This window comes from Maribacter sp. UH1, assembly GCF_056839145.1.
On record NZ_CM166387.1, the window covers coordinates 244,284 to 267,301 of the forward strand.

At 35.6% G+C, this 23,018-nt stretch carries 22 protein-coding genes; 13 read left to right on the forward strand and 9 right to left on the reverse strand.

From position 1 onward, the window contains the following. Positions 1-175 precede the first annotated feature (175 nt). From UH1x_RS01175 to UH1x_RS01205, 7 genes are all read right to left on the reverse strand, one after another. Complete coding sequence (locus tag UH1x_RS01175) at positions 176-634, reverse strand: hypothetical protein (RefSeq protein ID WP_482624466.1); 459 nt, start codon at positions 632-634, stop codon at positions 176-178. 228 nt (positions 635-862) lie between these two features. Beyond that, positions 863-1,657: a nucleoside deaminase gene (locus UH1x_RS01180; protein ID WP_482624468.1), complete on the reverse strand. Its 795-nt coding sequence runs from the start codon at positions 1,655-1,657 to the stop codon at positions 863-865. Between the two features lie 172 nt (positions 1,658-1,829). Next, the gene (gene fsa / locus UH1x_RS01185) at positions 1,830-2,483 is read right to left on the reverse strand and encodes a fructose-6-phosphate aldolase (protein ID WP_036155370.1); all 654 of its coding nucleotides are present in this window, start codon (positions 2,481-2,483) and stop codon (positions 1,830-1,832) included. Between the two features lie 55 nt (positions 2,484-2,538). Further along, positions 2,539-4,569, reverse strand: a complete 2,031-nt coding sequence (locus UH1x_RS01190; RefSeq protein ID WP_482624469.1) for a transketolase family protein — start codon at positions 4,567-4,569, stop codon at positions 2,539-2,541. Between the two features lie 519 nt (positions 4,570-5,088). After that, on the reverse strand, positions 5,089-5,760 hold the full coding sequence (gene rpiA, locus UH1x_RS01195; protein ID WP_482624470.1) for a ribose-5-phosphate isomerase RpiA: 672 nt from the start codon (positions 5,758-5,760) through the stop codon (positions 5,089-5,091). 136 nt (positions 5,761-5,896) lie between these two features. Further along, positions 5,897-6,769, reverse strand: coding sequence for a universal stress protein (locus UH1x_RS01200; protein ID WP_482624472.1), 873 nt, complete (start codon positions 6,767-6,769; stop codon positions 5,897-5,899). 80 nt (positions 6,770-6,849) lie between these two features. Next, positions 6,850-7,539, reverse strand: a complete 690-nt coding sequence (locus UH1x_RS01205) for a Crp/Fnr family transcriptional regulator (RefSeq protein WP_482624474.1) — start codon at positions 7,537-7,539, stop codon at positions 6,850-6,852. 116 nt (positions 7,540-7,655) lie between these two features. On the opposite strand from UH1x_RS01205, the gene UH1x_RS01210 reads away from it, so the two are divergent. The 10 genes from UH1x_RS01210 to UH1x_RS01255 all read left to right on the forward strand — a co-directional run bounded on the left by UH1x_RS01210 (position 7,656) and on the right by UH1x_RS01255 (position 18,580). Then, complete coding sequence (locus tag UH1x_RS01210; protein ID WP_482624476.1) at positions 7,656-10,052, forward strand: heavy metal translocating P-type ATPase; 2,397 nt, start codon at positions 7,656-7,658, stop codon at positions 10,050-10,052. A 283-nt stretch (positions 10,053-10,335) separates the two neighbouring features. Next, on the forward strand, positions 10,336-10,545 hold the full coding sequence (gene ccoS / locus UH1x_RS01215) for a cbb3-type cytochrome oxidase assembly protein CcoS (protein WP_482624478.1): 210 nt from the start codon (positions 10,336-10,338) through the stop codon (positions 10,543-10,545). A 2-nt stretch (positions 10,546-10,547) separates the two neighbouring features. Continuing rightward, the gene (ccoN, locus tag UH1x_RS01220; protein ID WP_482624479.1) at positions 10,548-12,746 is read left to right on the forward strand and encodes a cytochrome-c oxidase, cbb3-type subunit I; all 2,199 of its coding nucleotides are present in this window, start codon (positions 10,548-10,550) and stop codon (positions 12,744-12,746) included. 11 nt (positions 12,747-12,757) lie between these two features. Then, on the forward strand, positions 12,758-12,949 hold the full coding sequence (locus UH1x_RS01225; RefSeq protein WP_076550414.1) for a cytochrome C oxidase subunit IV: 192 nt from the start codon (positions 12,758-12,760) through the stop codon (positions 12,947-12,949). After that, positions 12,946-13,902 carry a cbb3-type cytochrome c oxidase N-terminal domain-containing protein gene (locus UH1x_RS01230; RefSeq protein ID WP_482624480.1) on the forward strand — a complete coding sequence of 319 codons (957 nt, stop codon included), beginning with the start codon at positions 12,946-12,948 and terminating at the stop codon, positions 13,900-13,902. The genes UH1x_RS01225 and UH1x_RS01230 overlap by 4 nt, the downstream gene beginning before the upstream one ends. Positions 13,903-13,949: 47 nt before the next feature. Then, entirely contained in the window at positions 13,950-15,368 is a 1,419-nt protein-coding gene (gene ccoG, locus UH1x_RS01235) for a cytochrome c oxidase accessory protein CcoG (protein WP_482624482.1), read from the forward strand. A gap of 18 nt (positions 15,369-15,386) precedes the next feature. Beyond that, positions 15,387-15,833: a FixH family protein gene (locus UH1x_RS01240; protein WP_482624484.1), complete on the forward strand. Its 447-nt coding sequence runs from the start codon at positions 15,387-15,389 to the stop codon at positions 15,831-15,833. 3 nt (positions 15,834-15,836) lie between these two features. After that, positions 15,837-16,541 carry a sulfite exporter TauE/SafE family protein gene (locus UH1x_RS01245; RefSeq protein WP_482624486.1) on the forward strand — a complete coding sequence of 235 codons (705 nt, stop codon included), beginning with the start codon at positions 15,837-15,839 and terminating at the stop codon, positions 16,539-16,541. Positions 16,542-16,568: 27 nt separating this feature from the next. Further along, the gene (locus UH1x_RS01250; protein ID WP_482624488.1) at positions 16,569-17,060 is read left to right on the forward strand and encodes a GTP-binding protein; all 492 of its coding nucleotides are present in this window, start codon (positions 16,569-16,571) and stop codon (positions 17,058-17,060) included. Between the two features lie 62 nt (positions 17,061-17,122). Beyond that, positions 17,123-18,580 (forward strand): vanadium-dependent haloperoxidase, encoded by a 1,458-nt coding sequence (locus UH1x_RS01255; RefSeq protein ID WP_482624490.1) that lies wholly within the window; start codon positions 17,123-17,125, stop codon positions 18,578-18,580. A gap of 81 nt (positions 18,581-18,661) precedes the next feature. Here UH1x_RS01255 and UH1x_RS01260 read toward each other — a convergent pair whose 3' ends face one another. Together UH1x_RS01260 and hemN are read right to left on the reverse strand one after the other, a co-directional pair. Then, positions 18,662-19,483, reverse strand: coding sequence for a universal stress protein (locus UH1x_RS01260; protein ID WP_396634036.1), 822 nt, complete (start codon positions 19,481-19,483; stop codon positions 18,662-18,664). 47 nt (positions 19,484-19,530) lie between these two features. Further along, on the reverse strand, positions 19,531-20,892 hold the full coding sequence (gene hemN, locus UH1x_RS01265) for an oxygen-independent coproporphyrinogen III oxidase (RefSeq protein ID WP_482624492.1): 1,362 nt from the start codon (positions 20,890-20,892) through the stop codon (positions 19,531-19,533). Positions 20,893-21,078: 186 nt separating this feature from the next. Here hemN and UH1x_RS01270 point away from each other — a divergent pair, with 186 nt between their 5' ends. The 3 genes from UH1x_RS01270 to UH1x_RS01280 all read left to right on the forward strand — a co-directional run bounded on the left by UH1x_RS01270 (position 21,079) and on the right by UH1x_RS01280 (position 22,977). Continuing rightward, entirely contained in the window at positions 21,079-21,468 is a 390-nt protein-coding gene (locus UH1x_RS01270; protein ID WP_482624494.1) for a DUF983 domain-containing protein, read from the forward strand. A 6-nt stretch (positions 21,469-21,474) separates the two neighbouring features. Beyond that, positions 21,475-22,107, forward strand: coding sequence for a Crp/Fnr family transcriptional regulator (locus UH1x_RS01275; protein WP_073245282.1), 633 nt, complete (start codon positions 21,475-21,477; stop codon positions 22,105-22,107). Between the two features lie 69 nt (positions 22,108-22,176). Next, positions 22,177-22,977 carry a sulfite exporter TauE/SafE family protein gene (locus tag UH1x_RS01280; protein ID WP_482624495.1) on the forward strand — a complete coding sequence of 267 codons (801 nt, stop codon included), beginning with the start codon at positions 22,177-22,179 and terminating at the stop codon, positions 22,975-22,977. Positions 22,978-23,018 lie beyond the last annotated feature (41 nt).

The window sequence follows — 23,018 nt, forward strand, 5'->3', positions numbered from 1 at the left end:
GCGGAAGTAAGGGAACCTTTCGTTTCCGTCTGCGCACGAAGCTAAAGCTTATTGTTTAGTTTTATTTTTTTATTCCAAAGCAAAATCCATAAGATTTTGCGACCTCATAAAAATACGTAAACCTTTCGTTTAAGCCCTAAGCCCGTATTGTTTATAGGTTTTGTTGTCATTAGTTTTATTGCGCTAAAACTCCTATCGATATGTTAGTCCCAAAGACCTTTCCATAATCGTTTTGAGTTTCAACGAATCCACTAAAAAAGTTTTTTTCTTCGGTCAATTTGCGTTCAAGTATGAAAGCTCCATTTTCCATTTGAAGAGTGTCCTTGTATTTAATCCCTTTTTCTTGGGATTCATTAAACATAACTCTGCTTTTTCCTTCATCATTATACGCTATAAATACAATTTCGTTTCTGGATATTGAATTGAGCTTATCCGTATTCTTATAGCTGGGAATTGTTCTTACCGCAACATTATCGAACACATACTTTTCCTTTATTCCATTCACAATGTTCACGAGTGAATCATTCCGTCTTTTTAATCCATCGATTTCCGCCTCTAACTTTGCTGTCCGTTCGTTATTTTGACAGTTAATAAAAAGTAACGGCAAAACGATTATGGCGATTAGTTTTTTCATTTTCTATATATTAATGACAACGGTCGCGGCTATGGCAAGTAGGGAGGTAAGGAAACTTTTCGTTTCCGTCTGGTCTACGAGCCAGAGCTTTTTGTTTTGTAATTATTTTTTTCTTTTAATTGCCAAATCCAAAAGATTTGGCGGACTCAGTAAACACGTCCAAGCCTTTAAGAATAGTGCTTTTTGCCCTATTTATTATAGCCTGTGTTGGCAATAGTTTTTTATTTGCTAATTAATGGAGGTACCAACTAAATTATAAAATTTATGAGCACTATCAATATACTTTTGATTTTCTACATATTTAGCTTTTTTATATTGTTGAAACATTTCAGATGCTTTCTTAAAAAATTTTTCAGCTTCAGCTGTTATTAAAAAATCAACTAAATATTTTCCTTTGTACTTTGCATATGCCGAATCTATTTCCACTGATACAGGGTCAGGTGATTTATCTGAAATTACAGGTCGTGGATATGGGGAATAACCACCTCTGCAACATGAGCCTGATTCTAATTGGAGTCTTTCCAGTGCCTTTCCGTAGGCGGGATCTGTTTGACCATAAATGGTTCTATACACATTAGTCAATTTCATCATGCCAGAACACATTGCACATGGTTCTAATGTTGTATATATTGAAAAGCCTTTTAAAGAAAAGGATTGAACACTGTCTAAATAGGATTGTATCACTCGGACTTCTCCATGTTGCGTTCCATTCATTTTCATATTTACCGAATTTCTCGCCCAGTTAACAACATATTTATCACTATCAACTAAAACAGAACCAATGTTATATCCTCTACCTTCAAAAGCGTTATTTTGCCAATCTTTATGAACTACTGCATATGCCATTAAGGAATAAAAAAGGTCAAGTTCTTGTTGTTCCAATGAAACCGAATCAACAGAAGCTGAATCAAGAGTGCATTCACATTTTTCAATATTTAAATTAGAATTAGGCTGTTTTATTGCACATGAAAAAAAGCACATTGACAAAATAAAAAAGCTAATTAAGAAATATGTTTTTTTCATTAGAAATTTATTTATTAAGTTCTATAGATGATAATTAATTACCCAAATTATTGCCAACGTAGGTATAATGAACATATGTTCATTATACACTAATATCCCTACTAATATAAAACAAAAAAACCATCACTTTTCGGTGATGGTTTTTAATATTAAATTGATTAAATCTTACGATTTAGTTTCCTTTTTGGTAATCTGCCAAGAACTTTGCCAAACCACTATCGGTTAATGGGTGCTTTAATAGTCCAGTAATTGAACTTAAACCGCCGGTCATAACATCAGCTCCAATTTTAGCACAGTCTATAATATGCATTACGTGACGTACAGATGCTGCCAATATTTCAGTTTGGTAACCGTAGTTATCATAGATCATACGGATATCTGCAATTAATCCTAATCCGTCTGTTGAGATATCATCTAAACGACCAATGAAAGGCGATACGTATGTAGCTCCTGCTTTCGCTGCCAATAATGCTTGACCAGAAGAGAATACCAACGTACAGTTTGTTCTATACCCTTTATCAGAGAAATATTTAATTGCTTTTACACCTTCTTTGATCATTGGTACTTTAATTACGATCTGTGGGCTAATTTTAACCAACTTCTCGCCTTCTGCAATCATACCCTCGTAATCTGTAGAAATAACCTCAGCACTTACGTCACCGTCAACTACATCACATATTTTCTTGTAATGTGCCAATATGTTGTCTGCACCTGTAATACCTTCTTTAGCCATTAAAGACGGGTTTGTTGTAACACCATCTAAAATACCCATATCCTGAGCTTCTTTGATCTCGTCTAAATTCGCTGTATCTATAAAAAATTTCATTTTGTCTTATTTTAAATTTATTATGAATGTCTTTTGGGCACCCCCTAAAGATCGTTTACTTTAAAAAATCTACTACTTGTTGGTATACTTGATCACCGGTGAATCCGAATTTTTCATCAAGTACCGTTGCTGGTGCAGAATAACCGAAATGCTCTAAACCGAATACTTTTCCGTTTGGTCCTGCTAAACCTTCCAAGTTTACAGGTAATCCTGCCGTAAGACCGAATACTGGTTTGTTTGGCGGAATCACTGCTTCTTGGTATGCTTCTGACTGTTGTCTAAATATACCTTCTGACGGAATAGAAGCGATATTCACTTTTAATCCTTCTTTTTCTTCCAATAATTTTGTTGCAGCTACCAATGTTGCTACTTCAGAACCATTTGCGATTAAGATAACATCTGGATCGGCTACTTCTTGTACCAAATAACCTCCTTTTTCCGCTCCTAATGCTTCTTCATAACGGTTACCGCTCTTAGCTGGTAGATCTTTTATCCCTTGACGAGATAAAATAAGTCCGGTAGGAGTTTTTTGGTTTTCCATTGCCATTTTCCAAGCTACGTTGGTTTCTTGAGAATCCGCAGGACGCAATGCTACGAAACTTTGCTCGTGGCTATGGTTCTTTAATTTCTCTAACAAACGTATTTGTGCTTCTTGCTCAATTGGTTGATGTGTTGGTCCGTCCTCACCTACTCTAAAGGCATCATGTGTCCAAACAAACTTCACCGGTAATTCTTGAATACAGCTTAAACGAATAGCTGGCTTCATATAATCAGAGAATACAAAGAATGTTGCTACTACTGCCATTACCCCGCCGTGAAGCGCGATACCGTTTGCCATAGTTGCCATGGTCAATTCTGCAACCCCAGCCTGTAAGAATGCTCCAGAGAAATCACCTTTCTTTAAAACACTGGTTTTTTTTAAGAAACCATCTGTTTTATCACTGTTGGATAAATCTGCAGAAGAAACAATCATATTCTCTACGTTCTGTGCCAAGTAAGCCAATACATTAGATGAAGCCGCTCTTGTCGCCTGACCTTCTTTTTGCTCAATAGAACTGAAGTCTAGGTTAGGTAATTTACCTTCTAAGAAACCATCTAATTTTGCAGAAAGCTCAGCATTTTCTGAACGCCATGCATCGATCTCTCTTTTCTTAGCCTGTGCTTCGTCTTTCTTCTTATTGATAATGCCTTCGTAGTACTCTTCTACTTTTGAATAAATATCAAAAGGGTTATCTACATCTGCACCCAAATTCACTAAAGTTTTCTCATAATCTGCACCAGTATTGCCAATTGGCTTACCGTGTAGTTCTGTATACCCTTCGTACGGAGTACCATCTGCAGTTACACAACCTTTACCCATAATCGTTTCACCGATAATTAAAGTTGGCTTTTCTGTTTCTGCATTGGCATCTGTAAGTGCTTTTCTTATCTGATCATGATCATGACCGTCAATAGTTACTACCTTCCATCCCCATGCTTCATATTTCTTGGCAGTATCTTCTGAAGTTACCTCATCAGTTTTAGATGATAATTGAACATCGTTAGAATCGTAGAACATGATAAAGTTGCTTAAGCCTAAGTGACCTGCAATTCTACCTGCACCCTGAGAGATTTCTTCTTGTACACCACCATCAGAAATAAAACCATATATCTTATGGTTCATCCAATCTCCAAAACGTGCTTTCAAGAAATTAGCAGCTACTGCTGCACCAACACCCATGGTATGACCTTGACCTAAAGGACCGGATGTATTTTCAATACCTCTTGCAACATCAACTTCTGGGTGACCAGGAGTTACCGACCCCCATTGTCTAAAATTAGATACATCGTCTTTAGAGTAATTACCCAAAAGGTAATATTGAGCGTACATCAAAGTAGATAAGTGCCCTGCATCCATGAAAAAACGGTCGCGGAACGGCCATTTCATATCAGAAGGATCGTAGTTGAAAAATTCAGAATATAAAATGTGCATGTAGTCTGCTCCTCCCATTGGCCCACCTGGGTGTCCAGAATTTGCCTTTTCTACCATCGCTACAGCTAATGCCCTTATATTGTCGGCTGCTAATTGATCTAGTTCCTTGTTCATTATATTATTAGATTATTTTTCAGGTTCGTGTTTATTTTACTATCTACAAAATTCTCCCCCAAAGATACTTTATAATAGGCGCTAATTAAAATATTTCAACTAACATAATTCTATAGTATTCAAGTATTAAACCGCTGATTACTTCTTAATTAACACAATACCTCTCTCGAAAGGGTTTTCGGAAAATGCAATATCTTCTTGATTTTGACTCTATAGTAGTTTAGCTCCTATAAATTAAGGAGTTACCAGTTAGTACTAGTTGATTTTCATTTTACGGGATTTGAAAAATATTGTACCCAAATGTTTAAAGCAGTATGATAGTCATTATCATCTGAAAAAGTAATATCACATTATATAGACATTCTGTATCCTTGAAAAAAAGCATTTTCAGCTATTTCAACATCAAACCTATGACATGTGAATGCTAAAATGAATACAGTTCAAAGTACAGAAAACCGTAACCTGTGATTGGTTTTACCTGTATATGTTTATTCAGACAGCATATAAGAAGCCTAATCGCTATCTCTTTTTCACCATAGCCTGGTCCCCTTTTCCTATAATTACCAAATCAGTCGAAGTCAAGAATAAACCGGTTTCTACTATACCGGGTATGGTCTTTAATTGTTGCTCTAAATCGGTCAACGTTATATCGGTGTCCCAAATATCAATATCAACAATATCGTTGTTCTCATCGGTCTTATAGTCATCATTGCCGTTCTTTCGTTGTACCGGACTCAAGCCTATTCCTCTTAATTCTTCAATAATCAATTGGGTTGCGAACGGTATGGTCTCAATAGGTAACTTAAACTTACCCAGTTTAGAAACGCTTTTAGAGGAATCTGCAATTATAATATTCAAATTAGAATTATGGGCAACGATTTTTTCACGTAGTAATGCTCCGCCTCCTCCTTTAATCAATTGAAAATTCTCATCAACCTCATCTGCACCATCTATGGTAACATCCAGTATTTTAGCTTCTGCAAGTGTTATTACATTGATACCCAGCTTAGTTGCTAATTTCTCTGTCTCGTTGGAAGTTGCCACGGCTTTAATCTCCATGCCGTTTTGCACCATATCACCAATTGCTTCAATCATAAAAAATGCTGTAGAACCTGTTCCTAGTCCAACCGTCATTCCTGACTTTACATATTTTACCGCCTCTAATGCTGCTACTTTTTTTTCGTTTACCACGCTCACTTTTAGTATCAATTATAGTTTATCTGGTGCTAAAGATATTTAGAAATAATAGATAGCATTACCCTAACTATAAAGTAATATTCAAAATTTTGCGATTTAGACCTTTTAAACCTCGCTAACAAAAAAAGTTTTAACGGCTAATACTGATGTTATTCTCAACAAGCTGTAATGATAATAAAGGAACATGACAGCAAAATGTAGACCTACCTACTATATAATCATTGCACAAATTTCTCAAATAACTGTTTGCATTGTTAGACATAACAAGTAATTGGCAATTAGTATGATCAACATAGCTTTTTAAAGTAGGGCTTAAAGAAGTTTCTGTATCCAATTTGTAGAAATCATGAGAGATACCGCCTAACTTTTCTGTAATAATTTGATGATTTATCTGCTGTAGTTCCGTTACTTGAGCAGTTGTGTTTTGCATACTTGCAATTTGTACCGCGCTATTAAAATACTTAGCTAAATGTACCACAGGGTTTAATTCATCTCCCTTAAATAAATGATTTTGTTCTGATATTAAGGAGATGGAATGCAAATTTTCAAATGGAACCCTTGGCGGAATCACCATTACAGGACACTGATAGCCATGATTTAATATTCTTACCGTATTTCTTCCAAAAAATATAGTTTCATCATCAGCACCACCGCTAGCACTCATAATTATATAATCAATTTTCCGATCTTCTACCACTTCTTGTACTTCATCTACCAACATTGAAAAAGTAGAAATAGAGGTGTATTGATGTTGCGTATTTCTGTATTCCTTTTTTATACGATGTATAGTTCTACGCAATCCTTTTTCTGAAGCGGATTTAGCAGAACAACCCTTGTTCATATCTGAAACCCTACCTGCCATTAAGCGATTACTGTGCATTTCTGGTGTGTAGGCATTTAGGAAGTAAAATACACATTCAGATTCTGCAAACAATTGCAAGGCATACTTTGTAGCGTTCCATGCTGCTAACGAGAAATCGGTCGGTATTAGAATATTTTTCATAAATGAGGCTCATCATTTGATGATAAAAATAGTTTCACCAATGAATTGAAACTATGACATTTATCAACTTCCACAATTATTTAAAAACCATCGGCAAGTTCTTGTAAAGTATCCTCTTCTAAAACTCCAATCTTTTTGCCTTCTGTCTTTATAAGTCCCTTTTTCTTAAACTCAGAAATCATACGTATTAAAGATTCTGTTGCGGCACCTACAATATTGGCATAATCATCTCTACTTAGGGTCAATGACAAAAATCCATTTTCATCTTCTCCGTAGTTTTTCTTTAAATATATAAAGGCTTCCGCTAGGCGTTGTTTTACCGTTTTCTGAGACATATTCACAATAACATCATCTGCCTCTTTTAAATCATGAGCCAAATGACGCAATACTTCCAAAGAAAAATTAGGATTCGTATTCAGGGTATTGGATATTATTTCCTTTGGTATAAAACATACTTCCATATCATTAATGGCGGTAGCACTTAAATTGGTAAAATCTTCAGCAATAACAGAACGTTGCCCCATTATCTCGCCTTTATTGGTCAATTTTACAATTTGCTCTTTACCATTGCTGCTTAATTTAGATAACTTTGAAACACCGTCTCTAACACAAAAAACGCCATCTAGCTTTTGCCCCTCTATAAATAAAGCTTCTCCCTTTTTAATCTTCTTGGATATTTTAGAGTCCGATACCCTTTTTAATTCGTCTTTGTTCAATGCACGGAGAGAATTAAATTGTCTAATGATACAATTCTTACATCTATTTTCCATGGCTACATTTTTAAATATGAAGCAAAATTACACAAGCCCATAATTGTAATAAGTGACAATTATCATGTTTTAGAAAGTGTTTCATTTTCACCTTTGTAATATATTAGTTAATAATTATGCAGGCAGATACATGTTTTCATTGCGGTGACCCTTGTGATAGACAACTTATAACATTTGATGAAAAATCATTTTGTTGTACAGGTTGCAAAACTGTGTATGAAATTTTCTCTACCAACGATCTATCTCATTATTATGAACTACAAGAAGCCGCAGGCTCTACACCTAAAGCCATTGAAGGAAAATATGATTTTCTGGATAATGAAGAAATCATAGCTAAACTTACAGAATTTAATGATGGTAACATTCAAATCATTAACCTCTATATACCAACCATTCACTGTAGTTCATGCATTTGGATTTTAGAGAATTTGAATAAACTGAACAAGCACGTTACTAACTCTCAGGTAGATTTTCCTAAGAAAACCATTAGGGTTACTTATAAAAATGAAGATTTCAGCTTAAAGAACTTAGTCTTGCTCTTAGCAAAAATAGGATATGAACCTTATATCTCACTAGAAGATTTTGAAGGTAAAAAGAAAGTATCTGACCGTAGTCTGATTTATAAACTTGGCGTTGCCGGCTTTGCTTTTGGTAATGTGATGTTTTTATCTTTTCCAGACTATTTTGACCTTGGATCCAGTGCTGCTTCTGGCGGCGAATATTGGCTAAATAAATATCAAGATGTATTTAGATGGATGATGTTCATCTTCTCTCTACCCGTTGTCTTTTATGCCGGCTGGGATTATTTCGTATCCGCATATAAAGGGTTACGGGCTAAGCTTTTAAATATAGATGTACCTATTGCTCTTGGTATTTTAGTACTATTCCTAAGAAGTACGTATGACATCGCCTTTAACTTGGGGAGCGGTTTTTTTGATTCCCTCACCGGACTCGTATTCTTTCTACTACTAGGAAAGTTTTTTCAACAAAGAACCTATAGCTTTTTGTCATTTGAGCGCGATTATAAATCATATTTCCCTATTGCAATTACCAGACTAAATTTAAAAGGGAAAGAAGAAACCGTTCCCGTTCAGGAAATTGAAAAGGGCGATAGAATATTGATCCGTAATGAAGAGATGATTCCCGTTGATGGTACTTTGGTATATGGTAACGCACAAATAGATTATAGCTTTGTTTCTGGGGAATCTGAACCTGTGGCCAAAGAAATTGGAGAACAGGTTTTTGCCGGCGGAAAGCAACTGAACGGTGTTATTGAAATGATTGCTTTAAAATCTGTCTCTCAAAGTTACCTAACCCAATTATGGGGCAACGCTGTTTTTAAAACGGATAAGGTAACCGCTTTTCAAAATCTTACAGATAGCATTGGTAAACGTTTTACCATTGCCGTACTTTCTATTGCATTTATTGCTACCGCTTTTTGGCTATACTATGATCCGTCTAAAGCTATGAACGTTTTTACAGCGGTATTGATTATTGCTTGCCCGTGTGCCATAGCATTGGCCTCACCATTTACGTTAGGTAATATGCTGCGTATTTTCGGTAAAAAGAAATTCTATATAAAAGACACCCAAACTATTGAGCGTTTGTCAAAAATAGATACTGCCATTTTTGATAAAACGGGTACCATTACCACTTCTCAAAAAAGTACGGCCCATTATGAAGGTATGCCTTTATCTCCTGAAGAAGAATCTATTTTAAAGAACACTATAAGAGCTTCTAACCACCCTTTAAGCAGATCTTTATATGATCTACTTAAAGATCAGAATATCATTACTTTAGATGAGTACGAAGAACATATAGGCAAAGGACTTGAAAGCTCTAAAGACGATATAAACATGAAGATCGGTTCTGCCAATTTCGTAGGTAAGGGCAGTTCAGAAAATCTATTGGATACCTCTATATACATCAGTTCTAACGATGCCTATAAAGGAAGGTATGTTTTTCAAAATCAATATCGTGACGGACTTTCAACTGTATTCAAAAACATGTCAGCATCAATGAATCTGGCCATACTATCTGGTGATAACGAAGGGGAAAAAGAACGCTTAGAAGCATTACTACCAAAAATGACTCCGTTATACTTTAACCAAAAACCAGAAACAAAACTAGACTTCATAAAATCGTTACAAGAACAAGGTAAAAAAGTTTTAATGGTAGGCGATGGATTAAATGATGCCGGAGCATTGGCACAAAGTAACGTAGGCATTGCCATATCTGAAAATATCAATGTATTCTCCCCTGCTTGCGATGCCATATTAGATGCCTCTAAATTTCAGCAACTTTACAGTTATATACTTGCGTCCAAAAAAGCAATGCGCATTATAAAAATGAGCTTTGTTTTATCTTTACTTTATAACTGTGTAGGACTTTATTTTGCCATTACCGGACAGTTAGAACCAGTAATAGCCGCTATTTTAATGCCTTTAAGCTCTATCAGCATCGTTATTTTCACTACGCTAATGACAAACCTAATTGGCAGAAAACTTTCTTAAAACGGTTTTAAGCAACATGATTATCATCTTTTGTAAGAACAAAATGATCTGGTTATTATAAAATAACATCCCAAAAAAAAATCGCTCTTTTTAACAATTTATCAGTCTTTACCACTCTTTTCCACACACTCATAAAACAAACAAAATCAGCACTTAACAAATACCAAATCAATTTATAGCCAACTAATTCTTTTTTCTTTTTTAAGAAAATAATAAAAGTATGACAATTGTCATTTTCTAAGGTTGACAACCCTCTTATTTTTACATCATAATTCAGGTAGGTATGAGTGTTATTTATATTTTATTGGCGATTAGCCTTGTAGTGGCAATTATCTTTTTTGTCGCTTTTATCGTATCGGTCAGGCAAGGACAATATGATGATGCTTACACACCTTCTGTACGTATGCTTTTTGAAGATGAACTGGTAAAACCTAAAACGACCAGTACCAAAGAGCTCAAACAAGAGAAAATCCAACTAAATAAACAAGTATAATTATGGAAGTACAGCAGTTTTATTACGATAACAAAATCGTGAAAAATTTCCTTTATGCCACTATGTTTTGGGGTATTGTGGGTATGTCTGTAGGCTTATTGTTAGCCTTTATGTTCATTTTCCCCAATGTAACCGATGGTATACCGTGGTTAAGTTTTGGTCGTTTACGTCCTTTACATACCAATGCAGTAATTTTTGCATTTGTAGGTAATGCAATTTTTGCAGGAGTCTACTACTCCACCCAACGTTTGCTAAAGGCGCGTATGTTCAGCGACTTTCTTAGTAAACTTAATTTTTGGGGATGGCAGTTAATTATTGTTTCTGCAGCTATTACCCTACCTCTAGGTTATACTAGTACTAAAGAATATGCCGAGCTTGAATGGCCTATTGATATTGCTATCGCAGTAATTTGGGTAGCTTTTGGTGTTAACCTAATAGGTACCATGATAAAAAGAAGACAGCGTCACCTTTATGTGGCTATCTGGTTTTATCTAGCAACTTTTGTGACTGTAGCGGTACTGCATATTTTCAACAATTTAGAATTACCTGTTAGCGCATTAAAAAGTTACTCCGTATATGCTGGTGTACAAGATGCATTAGTACAATGGTGGTACGGTCATAATGCGGTTGCATTTTTCTTGACTACACCTTTCTTAGGTCTTATGTACTATTTTGTACCTAAAGCCGCAAATAGACCGGTTTACTCTTATAGATTATCTATAGTTCACTTTTGGTCATTGATTTTTATATATATCTGGGCGGGTCCACACCACTTATTATATTCTGCTTTACCAGATTGGGCACAAAATTTAGGGGTTGCCTTTTCAATTATGTTGTTGGCTCCATCTTGGGGTGGTATGATCAACGGTCTATTAACCTTAAGAGGTGCATGGGATAAAGTACGTACTGATCCTGTTCTTAAATTTATGGTGGTTGCAATTACCGGTTATGGTATGGCAACTTTTGAAGGACCAATGCTTTCACTTAAAAATGTAAACGCAATTGCACACTTTAGTGATTGGATCATTGCTCACGTTCACGTAGGTGCCTTAGCATGGAACGGATTCTTGACCTTTGGTATGATTTATTGGTTAGTTCCTAAAATGACGAAGAATAAATTATTCTCTATTGGGTTGGCTAATTTCCACTTCTGGATTGGTACACTAGGTATTATTCTATATACGCTACCAATGTATGTTGCCGGATTTACGCAAGCCTTAATGTGGAAAGACTTTAACCCAGATGGTACTTTAGTTTACGGTAACTTCCTAGAAACTGTACACGAAATTATGCCTATGTATTGGATGCGTGCCATTGGGGGTAGCCTTTACATTGTTGGTACATGTGTTATGATCTACAATGTGGTACGTACTATTAAATCTGGTAGTGTTATAGAAGATGAATTGGCAGAAGCAGCAGCACTTACAACAGTTTCTAAACGAAGAACTGCAGGTGAAACTTTTCATACTTGGTTAGAACGTAAGCCTATTCAGTTAACTATTTTGGCTACTGTAGCTATCTTAATTGGTGGTCTTATACAGATTGTACCTACCATTTTGGTAAAATCCAATATACCAACCATTACAAGTGTAAAACCATATACACCTTTAGAACTAGAGGGTCGTGACTTATACATTCGTGAAGGTTGTGTTAGTTGTCACTCACAAATGGTTCGTCCTTTTAGAAGTGAGGTAGAACGTTATGGCGAATATGCCAAGGCTGGTGAATTCGTTTATGACCACCCATTCCTTTGGGGTAGTAAACGTACCGGTCCAGATTTACTAAGAGTTGGCGGTAAATACTCAGACAACTGGCACCTAAACCACATGTACGACCCACAAAGTACTTCATCTGGTTCTATAATGCCTGCTTACGCCTGGTTGGTTCGTGACGAGCATGACCGTAGCAATATAAAAACCAAAATGGAAGCGATGGTAACTTTAGGTGTTCCATATACCGAAGAAGAAATTGCAAATGCCGATGCTCTTATGGATGCACAAGCAGAAAAAATTGAAAAGAACTTATATAGTGATCCCGATTTTGCAAAATCTTACGAGGCAGATAAAAAATATGCTGCCGAAAACGGTGAAGAATTCATAGAAATGAGAGACCGTGAAATTGTATCCTTAATTGCATACCTACAACGTTTGGGTACCGATATTAAGATCAAGGAAACTGGTGAATTATTATCTGATAACTAAAACAAAAAATCATGTTCAAATTTGTAAAAGGTTACATGGAAACTATAGATGGCGTAGCAACCTACCCCATGATATCATTACTAATCTTCTTTGTGTTTTTCACCTTATTATTTTGGTGGGTAATTACAGCCTCAAAATCATACATCAAAGAAGTTAGCGAATTGCCTTTAGAAGAAGATAACCAACAAAACAACCAATTATGAAAAACAATACAGCCTGGTGGTTAAGAATAACAGTAGCTTTTTTCTTGGTCATTGTACTTATGGAAGTTTACATTGATAGTGGTGATAAACCAGCTTTTATAACATACCCAACAATGATGTTTGGCTTTATGGCACTTATCTTATTGCTTTTAATAGCAATTGCCTTTATAGTTCAAGCTATTGAGAATGTACTATATAACACGCTTGATGAAGAAGCAAAACTGCGCTACTTAGAAGCTAAAGAAGAGAAATGGGAATGGACATGGGGTAAAAACATGTACAACAAGTTGTTGGGCAGTAAACCTATGGAAGCCGAAGGTGAAATTATCCTTGATCATAATTATGACGGTATTCGTGAGCTAGATAATAAATTACCACCTTGGTGGGTATACCTTTTCTATGCTTCTATTGTTTTCGCAGTAGTTTACCTGCTTCGTTTTCATGTCTTCAACGACTACAATCAAAAATTGGAATACGAACAAGAAGTTGCAGCGGCGCAATTAGAGATTGAAGCATATAAGAAAACTGCAAAAGGCCTTGTTGATGCCAATACGGTAGAGTTATTAACTGACGCATCTGATTTAAGTGCCGGTAAAGGTATTTTTGAAAGTAATTGTGTTGCTTGCCATATGGCAGATGGTGGCGGTGGTATTGGTCCTAACCTAACCGATCAAAACTGGATTCTTGGAGGTGGCATTAAAAATGTTTTCCATACCATTTCTGAAGGTGGTCGTGACGGTAAAGGTATGATTGCTTGGAAACAGAACTTAAAACCTGCCGAGATTGCTCAGGTAGCTAGTTATGTTTTAAGTTTTCAAGGTACTACGCCGGCCAATCCTAAAGCTCCAGAAGGTGATATTTGGGTAGACCCTAATGCGCCTGCAGAAGAAGCTCCGGTTGAAGTAGAAGCAACAGAGGTAGTTATTGATTCTGCTGCGGTTACAATGAACTGAGTAAAGTGAGAGGGTAATACCTCTCAAAGCTTATAAAGAGAGAAACAATGTCACAAGATCAAGATAATTTTAGAGATTCCATCGGTACCATTAAAGAAGATGGTAAACGGGCTTGGGTTTTTCCAAAAAAACCAAGTGGTAAGCTTTATGAATACCGTAAGTATGTAAGTTACGTGTTACTCATTTTCTTGATTGCGTCTCCCTTTATAAAAATAAACGGCAACCAATTCTTGATGTTCAATGTATTGGAAAGACGTTTTAACATCTTCGGGTTTCCATTTTATCCTCAAGATTTTCACCTCTTTGTCATCTCAATGATTATAGGAGTGATTTTTATAGCGCTGTTTACTGTTGCCTTTGGACGTATTTTCTGCGGATGGATGTGTCCACAGACTATTTTTATGGAAATGGTTTTCCGTAGAATAGAGTATTGGATAGATGGTGATCGTGGTGCTCAAATAAAATTAGACCGACAAGAATGGAATGCCGAAAAAATACGTAAGCGTGTATTAAAATGGTTTATATTTTTTATCATTTCATTTGTTATTGCCAATGTCTTTCTTGCATATCTTATAGGTAGTGACCGTTTAATACAATATATAACGGATGGTCCTGCTCAGCATCTAAGCACCATGGTATCCTTATTAATCTTTACAGGTGTTTTCTATTTTGTATTTGCCTGGTTCAGAGAACAAGTTTGTATCATTGCCTGCCCTTACGGTCGTATGCAAGGGGTTCTTCTTGATAATAAATCTATCGTAGTTGCTTATGATTATGAACGTGGCGAAGCTGAAAACGGCAGAAAAAAATGGCGTAAAAACGAAGATCGTGAAGCTTTAGGTAATGGCGATTGTATAGATTGTAACCAATGTGTAAACGTTTGCCCTACAGGAATAGATATTAGAAACGGAACGCAACTAGAATGTGTAAACTGTACTGCCTGTATTGATGAGTGCGACACTATTATGGAAAAAGTGAATCTACCAAAAGGCTTGATTCGCTATGCTAGTGAAGATGAGATTACCAAGAAAGAGAAGTTCAAATTTACACCACGTTTAAAAGGCTATACCGCTGTTCTTGTAATTTTAACGGGAGTTCTTGTTGGTATGATGTTCTTGAGAAATGATTTAGAGGCTAATATTTTAAGATTACCTGGTCAACTTTACGAACACAAAGAAGGTAATATCATTAGTAATGTATACACCTATAAATTATTGAATAAAACTACTAAGACAGTCGAAGACGTTCATTTTGAGTTGATTTCACCTAAAGGAGAAATTAAATTGGTGCGTAATGAGAATTTTGATGTAGATGCAGAGGCTTTAGCAGAGGGTACCCTGTTCATTGAGATTAACCAGTCTGCCTTAAGCGGAGATAAGAACAACCTTAAAATTGGGGTGTACAGTAATGATAAGTTAATTGAGACCACTACGGCTCGCTTTTTAGCACCACGTAGTTATAAATAATGCTTAAACAGAAATATTATGAAGATTAATTGGGGTACCGGTATTGTAATTGCCATAGTAGCATTCATTAGCTTTATTATGTTTTTTGTAATTACAATGACTACCAGTCATGATGCTAATCATGATTTGGTTACTGAAGAATATTATAAAGCCGAACTTGGTTACCAGAAAGAAATAGATGCTGAAAGAAATGCCAGTATTGCCGCTTCACAAATAGAAATCAAAAAATCTCCAGAGGGTTTACTCGTAATTTTTCCTGATGGATATGATGATACCAATGTTAAAGGTATCATATCCCTATATAGACCATCCAACAAGAATTTGGATTTTAACTTGCCCATTAGTTTATCCAATTCACATTTGCTCATACCTGACAATCAATTGTTGGATGGTCGTTGGGATATAAAAGTTTTTTGGGAACACGAAGAAAAAGAGTTTCTTCATAAAGAGAGTATTACATTTTAAATTATGTTATTATCTGCCCTCATATTAGGTCTTATGGGAAGTTTGCACTGCGTTGGTATGTGCGGACCCATTGCCTTTATGCTTCCGGTAGATAGAACCAATAATTACAAAAAATTCGGACAGATATTTATCTATCACTTTGGGCGTTTACTAGCCTATGGTATCATTGGTCTTGTATTTGGTCTATTAGGAAAAGGATTGTCCATCTTTGGAATACAACAAAAACTTTCTATCGCTATTGGTATTATAATGATTCTGGTTGTTTTAATTCCGTATAACACCTTCAATAAATACAATCTTTCAAAACCCATTTACAAAGTCATATCAAAGGTTAAGAATCAATTAGGCAAAGAGCTTAAAAAAAAATCTCCAGATACCTTCTTAACCATAGGTTTCTTAAACGGATTTTTACCCTGCGGTCTTGTATACATGGCTCTTTTTGGATCTATTGCAATGGGTGATGCTTTACAAGGTAGTTTATACATGATCCTATTTGGGGTAGGTACTTTACCACTAATGACGGCCGCCATATATTTTAGTAACCTATTGAAAGGAGGCATCCGACAAAAAGTACAAAAAGCCATTCCTGTTTTTGTCATTATCATTGGTTCACTTTTTATCCTTAGAGGTCTTGGCTTGGGTATTCCTTATGTATCCCCTGCTCCTGTTACACAATTAGTATCTAGTGCCATAGAATGTCATAATTAATGGCGATATCCAAATAAATCTATTCATATGAAACCGTTACCGAACGAGATTGTACTTCGCCCCAGGTTTCAATTGCAGATACCAAAAAATAAAGAAAATGTTCTTAGCAAGTTTGAAGGATTAAAAGAGGACCCTTTTTTAGTGAAACGACTAGATGAGCATGTATTTATCAAATTCAATCAAAAAGAGCATCACTTTTGGTCGCCACAATTACATTTAGAAATAGATGAAGTAGATGATATCAGCTGTAAATTATATGGTGTCTTTGGTCCTAACCCTACCCTATGGACCTTCTTTATGTTTGTACACTTTATAGTGGCTACCTTATTTATAATTATAGGTATTTGGGCATATTCAAGTGCATCTTTAGATAAAAATTACCACATACAAGTTGGTCTTATGGTACTATTGGTACTCATATGGTTTGTGTTGTATTTTGCCGGTAGAAGCGGTAAAAAGAAAGGCAAGCCACAAATGCAGCAATTACTGGACTTAATGCAGAATGTTCTTACAGCATAAATTTTAATTTTTTTAAACTCCTCACTATATTTAAAACACCAGAATAACTAATGAACAAACAAATGAAACATATATTACTATTAGTACTAACACTACTATTTTTTAGTGTAGAAATTACTATTGCCCAACAAAAAAAAGAAGAACCAAAAGGTGTTGAAAATGTTGCCTATAAATGGGGTAAAATGGCTTTGGATGCAACAGCATCAGATACTGAAAAATTTAAACCCAGACCAACAATTACTTCTCGTTATTTAGGATTAATTTTCATATCTATTTTTGACGCGTGGTCACGCTACGACGAAAACGCAATTCCGGTTTATTTAAAAAATACCGAAAGAAGACCTATAGCAGAGCAAACACTTTCTAATAAAGAAATTGCTATTAGTTATGCCGCTTTTGGGGCCATGAAAGAATACTATTATTCTGATACAGAAATGTTTAGAAAGTTTATGGTTGAATTAGGTTTAGACCCTGATAATACATCACTAGATCCTACTACTCCTGAGGGCATAGGAAACTTAGCTGCGAAAGCAACTATTGAAGCTAGAAAAAATGACGGGAGCAACCAATATGGTGAAGTAGAAGGTTCTAAAGGAATGCCATATTATGATTATAGCAATTATTCCCCAGTAAATTCGGCAGATGAAAATACCGACATTAACCGTTGGCAACCTAAATATTTTTCTGATGGAAATGGTGGACAATATGCACCCGGATGCCTTACGCCCTACTGGCAAAAAGTAACACCGATTACAATGACATCTGCCGACCAGTTTAGACCAGGACCACCACCAATGTACGGTTCTGAGCAATTGAAAAAAGAGGTTCAAGAAGTGGTTGACCTGCAAGCCAACCTTTCTGATGAAGATAAAGCGTTGGTAGAGTTTATGCGTGATGGACCACAATCTGTTCAACAAGCTGGACATTGGTTAAAGTTTGCACAGGACGTTTCTCGTCGTGATAATCACAATCTTGATCAAGATGTAAAAATGTATTTTTTAACTGAAATTACCGCTATGGATGCCTTTATAGCTTCCTGGGATTCTAAAATGTTTTACGACTATGCACGCCCTTATGCTTTGGTTCATGAATATTATAAAGATCAAACTATAAAAGCTTGGGGCGGACCCGGAGTTGGAATTATAGAAATGAAAGGACAAGAATGGAGACCATACTCTCCAGATATATTTCTTTGCCCACCTTTCCCTAGTTACACTTCTGGGCATAGTACCATAAGCGGTGGTTGCGCAGAAGTGCTACGTCTATTTACCGGAGATGAGTACTTTGGTGAATCTGTAGAATTAACACCTGGAACTTTAACTGAAATTGATTCTACTTTTTTCGGAAAACCAGTAACCATAACTTTTCCCACATTTACAGAAGCAGCAAATATGGCTGGTATATCTAGAGTTATGGGCGGTTATCATATTCAAGCGGACAACATAGCCGGTTTAGAATTAGGCAGAGATGTTGCGGCACAGGCATGGAAATTCTATAATGAGCATTTAGGCAAACATTAAGTGTTTCTAGAAACCGCCTTAAATAAATAAACCCAAAGCTTTCGCCTTGGGTTTATTCTTGTTTACAGATTAGGTTAGTATCTATATTTTAAAAGTGATAACCGGTATTCTAGCATGGTTTACTACATCTTCGCCAATACTGCCATTAAATAAATGCGAAATACCCTTACGACCGTGAGTAGGCATCGCTATGGCATCTGCTAAAATGGTATTTCCATAATTAAGAATACCTTGTTCTACGCTGTAATCGTTGTAAATTTCTACTTGCTGTGCCGAGTTGGCCTTGGTTAAAAACTTATTTATTTTTTGATAGGCATCTCTATTGCTCAAGAACTCATCGTTTGGCGTATTAATGAAAACAACCTCCATACTAGCTCCTAACATTTCCGCAAATTCTTTTGCTTTTTGAAAGGCAGGTAAATTATCATCATTAAAATCGCATGCAAATACAAAACGATCTAAACTTAAATTTGTAATCTCTCCTTTAATTACTAAAACCGGTACGGTAGCGTTACGAACTACTTTTTCAGCATTAGAACCAATAAACATTTCTTCCAGTCCGCTAGCTCCATTAGAACCCATTACTATTAAGTCTGCATCATGTTCTTTTGCAATGCTATCCAACTCACTAAATACTTTATAATGTTTAATTACCGGAGTTACAGATAAGCCTTCTAAATATGGCTTTTCCAAAAATTCTTTTAAATTCTTTTCTGCCAATTTCACTAGAAAAACGGTCTGCTCTATATACATACCATCTGGTGATGATAAAATAGCCTGATTTAGTTCTAGCATATGAACTACCAATAGCTCAACATCATGTTTTTTAGCTAAATCTGCAGCTGCTTTAAGTGCTTGTTCCGATTGTTGTGAAAAATCTGTAAGTACGATTATTTTTTTCATGGTAATTTTATTTAGCGATTATTAAGATTAGAGACTTTTTATTATTATTAAATTGTCATAGAAAACAACTTGGTTTCTGGTTTTTTCTTTTGCAATGGTAAATCAAAAGCCATACACACATTTCTAACGAACGGTCTACCCTTTTCGGTAATTTGAAGACTGCCTGCGGTAATGGTCACTAATTCGTCTTCTTCCATTTCCTTTAATCTGTCAAGAATACTATTCATTTGCGGCAGATGTAATTTATATTCGTTCCAAGAGGTTTCAAACTGACACATTAAATTTAATATATGCCTTCTTATGATTTGGTCTTCATCCGATAAAATATGACCTCTATATAATGGAATAATATCGTTTTCCACTAAATTTTGGTACTCTTCAACATTCTTTACATTTTGTGCAAAACCGTACCAACTGTCACTTATACTAGATGCCCCTAAACCTACCATTAAATGAGTGTTAGAACTGGTATAACCCATAAAATTTCTATGTAAATCACCATTTTCCATAGCCTTGTAAAGTCCGTCAGTAGGTAAGGCAAAGTGATCCATTCCTATTTCATGATAACCAAATTTCAACAACAGTTCTTTGCCTACTTCATATTGTATTCTTTTCTCATCTCCTGCCGGCAAATCCGCATCGTTATATCCACGTTGACCATTACCTGCTAACCAAGGCACGTGAGCATAGCTATAAAAAGCAATTCGGTCAGGTTTTAATTCCTTAGTTTTTTCTATAGTGTATTCCACATGTTCTAATTTTTGATGTGGAAGACCAAAGATGATGTCATGACTCACAGATTCATAGCCTATTTCTCTAGACCATTCTGTTACATTCTTTACATTTATAAACGGTTGAATTCTATGTATTGCCTTCTGTACCGTTTCATTGTAGTCCTGAACACCAAAGCTCACTCTTCTAAAACCAACACCATACAAAGCTTGTAAGTGTTCTTTGGTAGTATTGTTTGGGTGACCTTCAAAACTAAACTCGGCATCAATTGCTTTATCCGCCAATCTCAAAATGCCGTCAATTAAATATTTTAAGTTTTCTGGGTTAAAAAAGGTTGGTGTTCCCCCACCTAAATGCAACTCTTTAATAATTGGCTTTTCATCAAACATAGCACTATATAGTTTCCATTCTTTTAAAACAGATTTTATATAAGGCAATTCAACATCATGTCTTTTTGTAATACGCTTATGACATCCGCAAAACGTGCACATACTTTCACAAAATGGTAAATGTATATACAGACTAATACCCGATACAGAATTGCTAACGTGAAAACTCTTTTTCACCGAAGCTTCCCATTTTTTTCCTGAAAAGGTATTAATATCCCAAAAAGGAACTGTAGGGTAACTAGTATATCTAGGTCCTGGTACATTATACTTTTGAACAAGCGAACACATAAACTTTTAATTTAGTCACAAACATACATGTCATTGCCTGTAAAAAATATGATTTATATCAGTTCAGGTATTTATGAAAAAAGATAACTTTCCAGAGAAACTAAAGCACCAATAGACCGGCTTATGTAACCAATGTTACAATACTAAAAAGTAAGATCTAATAATTTTGTTTTTAAATTTAAAAGCATGTTACCACAGGGTTCTAAATTGTACAGTATTATTTTTTTGAAATGCCCACGATGCCACAAAGGTGAATTCTTTGAGGCTAATCCTTATAAATTAAGTAACTTCAATAAAGTGAAGGAGCGTTGCCCAAAATGCGATTTAAAATATAGCATTGAACCTAGTTTTTACACGGGTTCCATGTACGTGTCTTATGCAGTTGGTATTGCTGTAGCTGTTGCTGCATATGTTTTGACCTTGATTTTTGGTTTAGAGCTTTCTATAGGCGCATTATTTGTAGTGATAGTTACCGCTTTGGTATTGGCAATGCCTTGGATCGCTGCAGTTTCTAAATCTATTTGGGCGAATATATTTTTTAAATTTGATAAAGAAATAGCAAAGAACATTAATTAACCAAGAATGATTCAAGACCTAAAGGAAGAATACGGAGATATCTTTGAAGAAGAGCTGATCAATGAAATTGTACAGGTAGGTACTTTTAAAGAAGTTCCGGAAGGTTATAAATTCATGGAAATAGGTGACTACATTAGAGGTATGCCTTTATTGATATCTGGAGTCATTAAAATTTTAAGAGAAGATGAAGATGGCGATGAACTATTGCTGTACTATCTAGAAAAAGGCGATACCTGTTCTATGACCATGGCTTGTTGTATGGGCGACAAAAAAAGTGAAATAAGAGCTATAGCCGAAACAGATGCCAAATTGATTATGGTACCTATTCAGAAAATGGAAGAATGGACAGGCAAATATAAATCTTGGAGAAACTTCGTATTCAATAGTTATCATGTTAGATTAAATGAACTTTTAAGCACTTTAGATAATATCGCTTTCCAAAAGATGGATGAACGCCTAATTGGCTATCTAAAAGAAAAAGCCAGGGTAACAAAAGACAATATAATTCATAGTACCCATCAAGATATCGCATACGACCTACACAGTTCTAGAGTCGTAATTTCCAGGCTTTTAAAGAAGCTTGAAGAAATGGGCAAAATTAAACTTCACCGTAACTATTTAGAAATATTAGATTTATAATGCCACTGTAACCAATGTTACTGCGAAGGTTTCCGCACCGTTCTACTTTTGTGATATCAAATACATCACATGGAAATTTTGCAAATTCTTGGTTATATCAGTGCCTTAATTATAGCTATTTCATTAGGCTTAATTGGTGGTGGCGGTTCCATTTTGGCGGTTCCCGTTTTAGCTTATCTATTTTCAATTAATGAAAAAGCTGCAACCGCTTACTCTCTGTTTATTGTTGGTGCAAGTGCATTGGTTGGCGGTTGGCAACAACATTTAAAAGGTTATGTAGATTGGCGTACAGCTATCGTATTTGGTATTCCCGCTATTATTGGTGTTACTCTGGTAAGATACTATGTAGTCCCTGCAATGCCCGATGTTTTATTTCAAATTGAACACTTTCAATTTACACGTAGAATGGCGATGTTCGGACTCTTCGCCATTTTAATGATTCCTGCTGCTTACTCTATGCTTAAAACTGAAAAGAATACGACCAAAGTTGGAAATGTCTCTTATAACTATCCATTAATCTTATTAGAGGGACTCATAGTAGGTAGCATAACCGGATTAATTGGCGCTGGTGGCGGATTCTTAATTATTCCCGCATTGGTGATATTGGCGAATGTTGAAATGAAAGTTGCCGTAGGTACTTCTTTAATCATAATTGCCATTAAATCTTTAATGGGTTTCTTTTTAGGCGATGCAATGAACATGCTTATCAATTGGAAGTTTCTTGCCATTTTCACATCGCTATCTTTTGTTGGTATTTTTATTGGCAGTTACCTCAGTAACTTCATAGATGGTAAAAAACTGAAGAAAGGTTTCGGCTATTTTATTCTTGTTATGGCGGTCTTTATTTTCTACATGGAATTCTTTAAATAAAATTTCGCTTATGTGACTAATGTCACTGTACACGTTTTAAA

Bases quoted from the DNA above. Each gene is read 5' to 3' on its own strand.
- UH1x_RS01230 (WP_482624480.1), top strand. From the start codon at position 12,946: ATGAAAAACAATACAGCCTGGTGGTTAAGAATAACAGTAGCTTTTTTC.
- UH1x_RS01250 (WP_482624488.1), top strand. From the start codon at position 16,569: ATGAAACCGTTACCGAACGAGATTGTACTTCGCCCCAGGTTTCAATTG.
- UH1x_RS01190 (WP_482624469.1), bottom strand. From the start codon at position 4,569: ATGAACAAGGAACTAGATCAATTAGCAGCCGACAATATAAGGGCATTA.
- UH1x_RS01205 (WP_482624474.1), bottom strand. From the start codon at position 7,539: ATGGAAAATAGATGTAAGAATTGTATCATTAGACAATTTAATTCTCTC.
- UH1x_RS01240 (WP_482624484.1), top strand. From the start codon at position 15,387: ATGAAGATTAATTGGGGTACCGGTATTGTAATTGCCATAGTAGCATTC.
- ccoN (WP_482624479.1), top strand. From the start codon at position 10,548: ATGGAAGTACAGCAGTTTTATTACGATAACAAAATCGTGAAAAATTTC.
- UH1x_RS01255 (WP_482624490.1), top strand. From the start codon at position 17,123: ATGAAACATATATTACTATTAGTACTAACACTACTATTTTTTAGTGTA.
- fsa (WP_036155370.1), bottom strand. From the start codon at position 2,483: ATGAAATTTTTTATAGATACAGCGAATTTAGACGAGATCAAAGAAGCT.
- UH1x_RS01260 (WP_396634036.1), bottom strand. From the start codon at position 19,483: ATGAAAAAAATAATCGTACTTACAGATTTTTCACAACAATCGGAACAA.
- UH1x_RS01200 (WP_482624472.1), bottom strand. From the start codon at position 6,769: ATGAAAAATATTCTAATACCGACCGATTTCTCGTTAGCAGCATGGAAC.
- UH1x_RS01270 (WP_482624494.1), top strand. From the start codon at position 21,079: ATGTTACCACAGGGTTCTAAATTGTACAGTATTATTTTTTTGAAATGC.
- UH1x_RS01280 (WP_482624495.1), top strand. From the start codon at position 22,177: ATGGAAATTTTGCAAATTCTTGGTTATATCAGTGCCTTAATTATAGCT.
- UH1x_RS01210 (WP_482624476.1), top strand. From the start codon at position 7,656: ATGCAGGCAGATACATGTTTTCATTGCGGTGACCCTTGTGATAGACAA.
- UH1x_RS01245 (WP_482624486.1), top strand. From the start codon at position 15,837: ATGTTATTATCTGCCCTCATATTAGGTCTTATGGGAAGTTTGCACTGC.
- ccoS (WP_482624478.1), top strand. From the start codon at position 10,336: ATGAGTGTTATTTATATTTTATTGGCGATTAGCCTTGTAGTGGCAATT.
- UH1x_RS01275 (WP_073245282.1), top strand. From the start codon at position 21,475: ATGATTCAAGACCTAAAGGAAGAATACGGAGATATCTTTGAAGAAGAG.
- UH1x_RS01180 (WP_482624468.1), bottom strand. From the start codon at position 1,657: ATGAAAAAAACATATTTCTTAATTAGCTTTTTTATTTTGTCAATGTGC.
- hemN (WP_482624492.1), bottom strand. From the start codon at position 20,892: ATGTGTTCGCTTGTTCAAAAGTATAATGTACCAGGACCTAGATATACT.
- UH1x_RS01225 (WP_076550414.1), top strand. From the start codon at position 12,758: ATGTTCAAATTTGTAAAAGGTTACATGGAAACTATAGATGGCGTAGCA.
- UH1x_RS01175 (WP_482624466.1), bottom strand. From the start codon at position 634: ATGAAAAAACTAATCGCCATAATCGTTTTGCCGTTACTTTTTATTAAC.
- ccoG (WP_482624482.1), top strand. From the start codon at position 13,950: ATGTCACAAGATCAAGATAATTTTAGAGATTCCATCGGTACCATTAAA.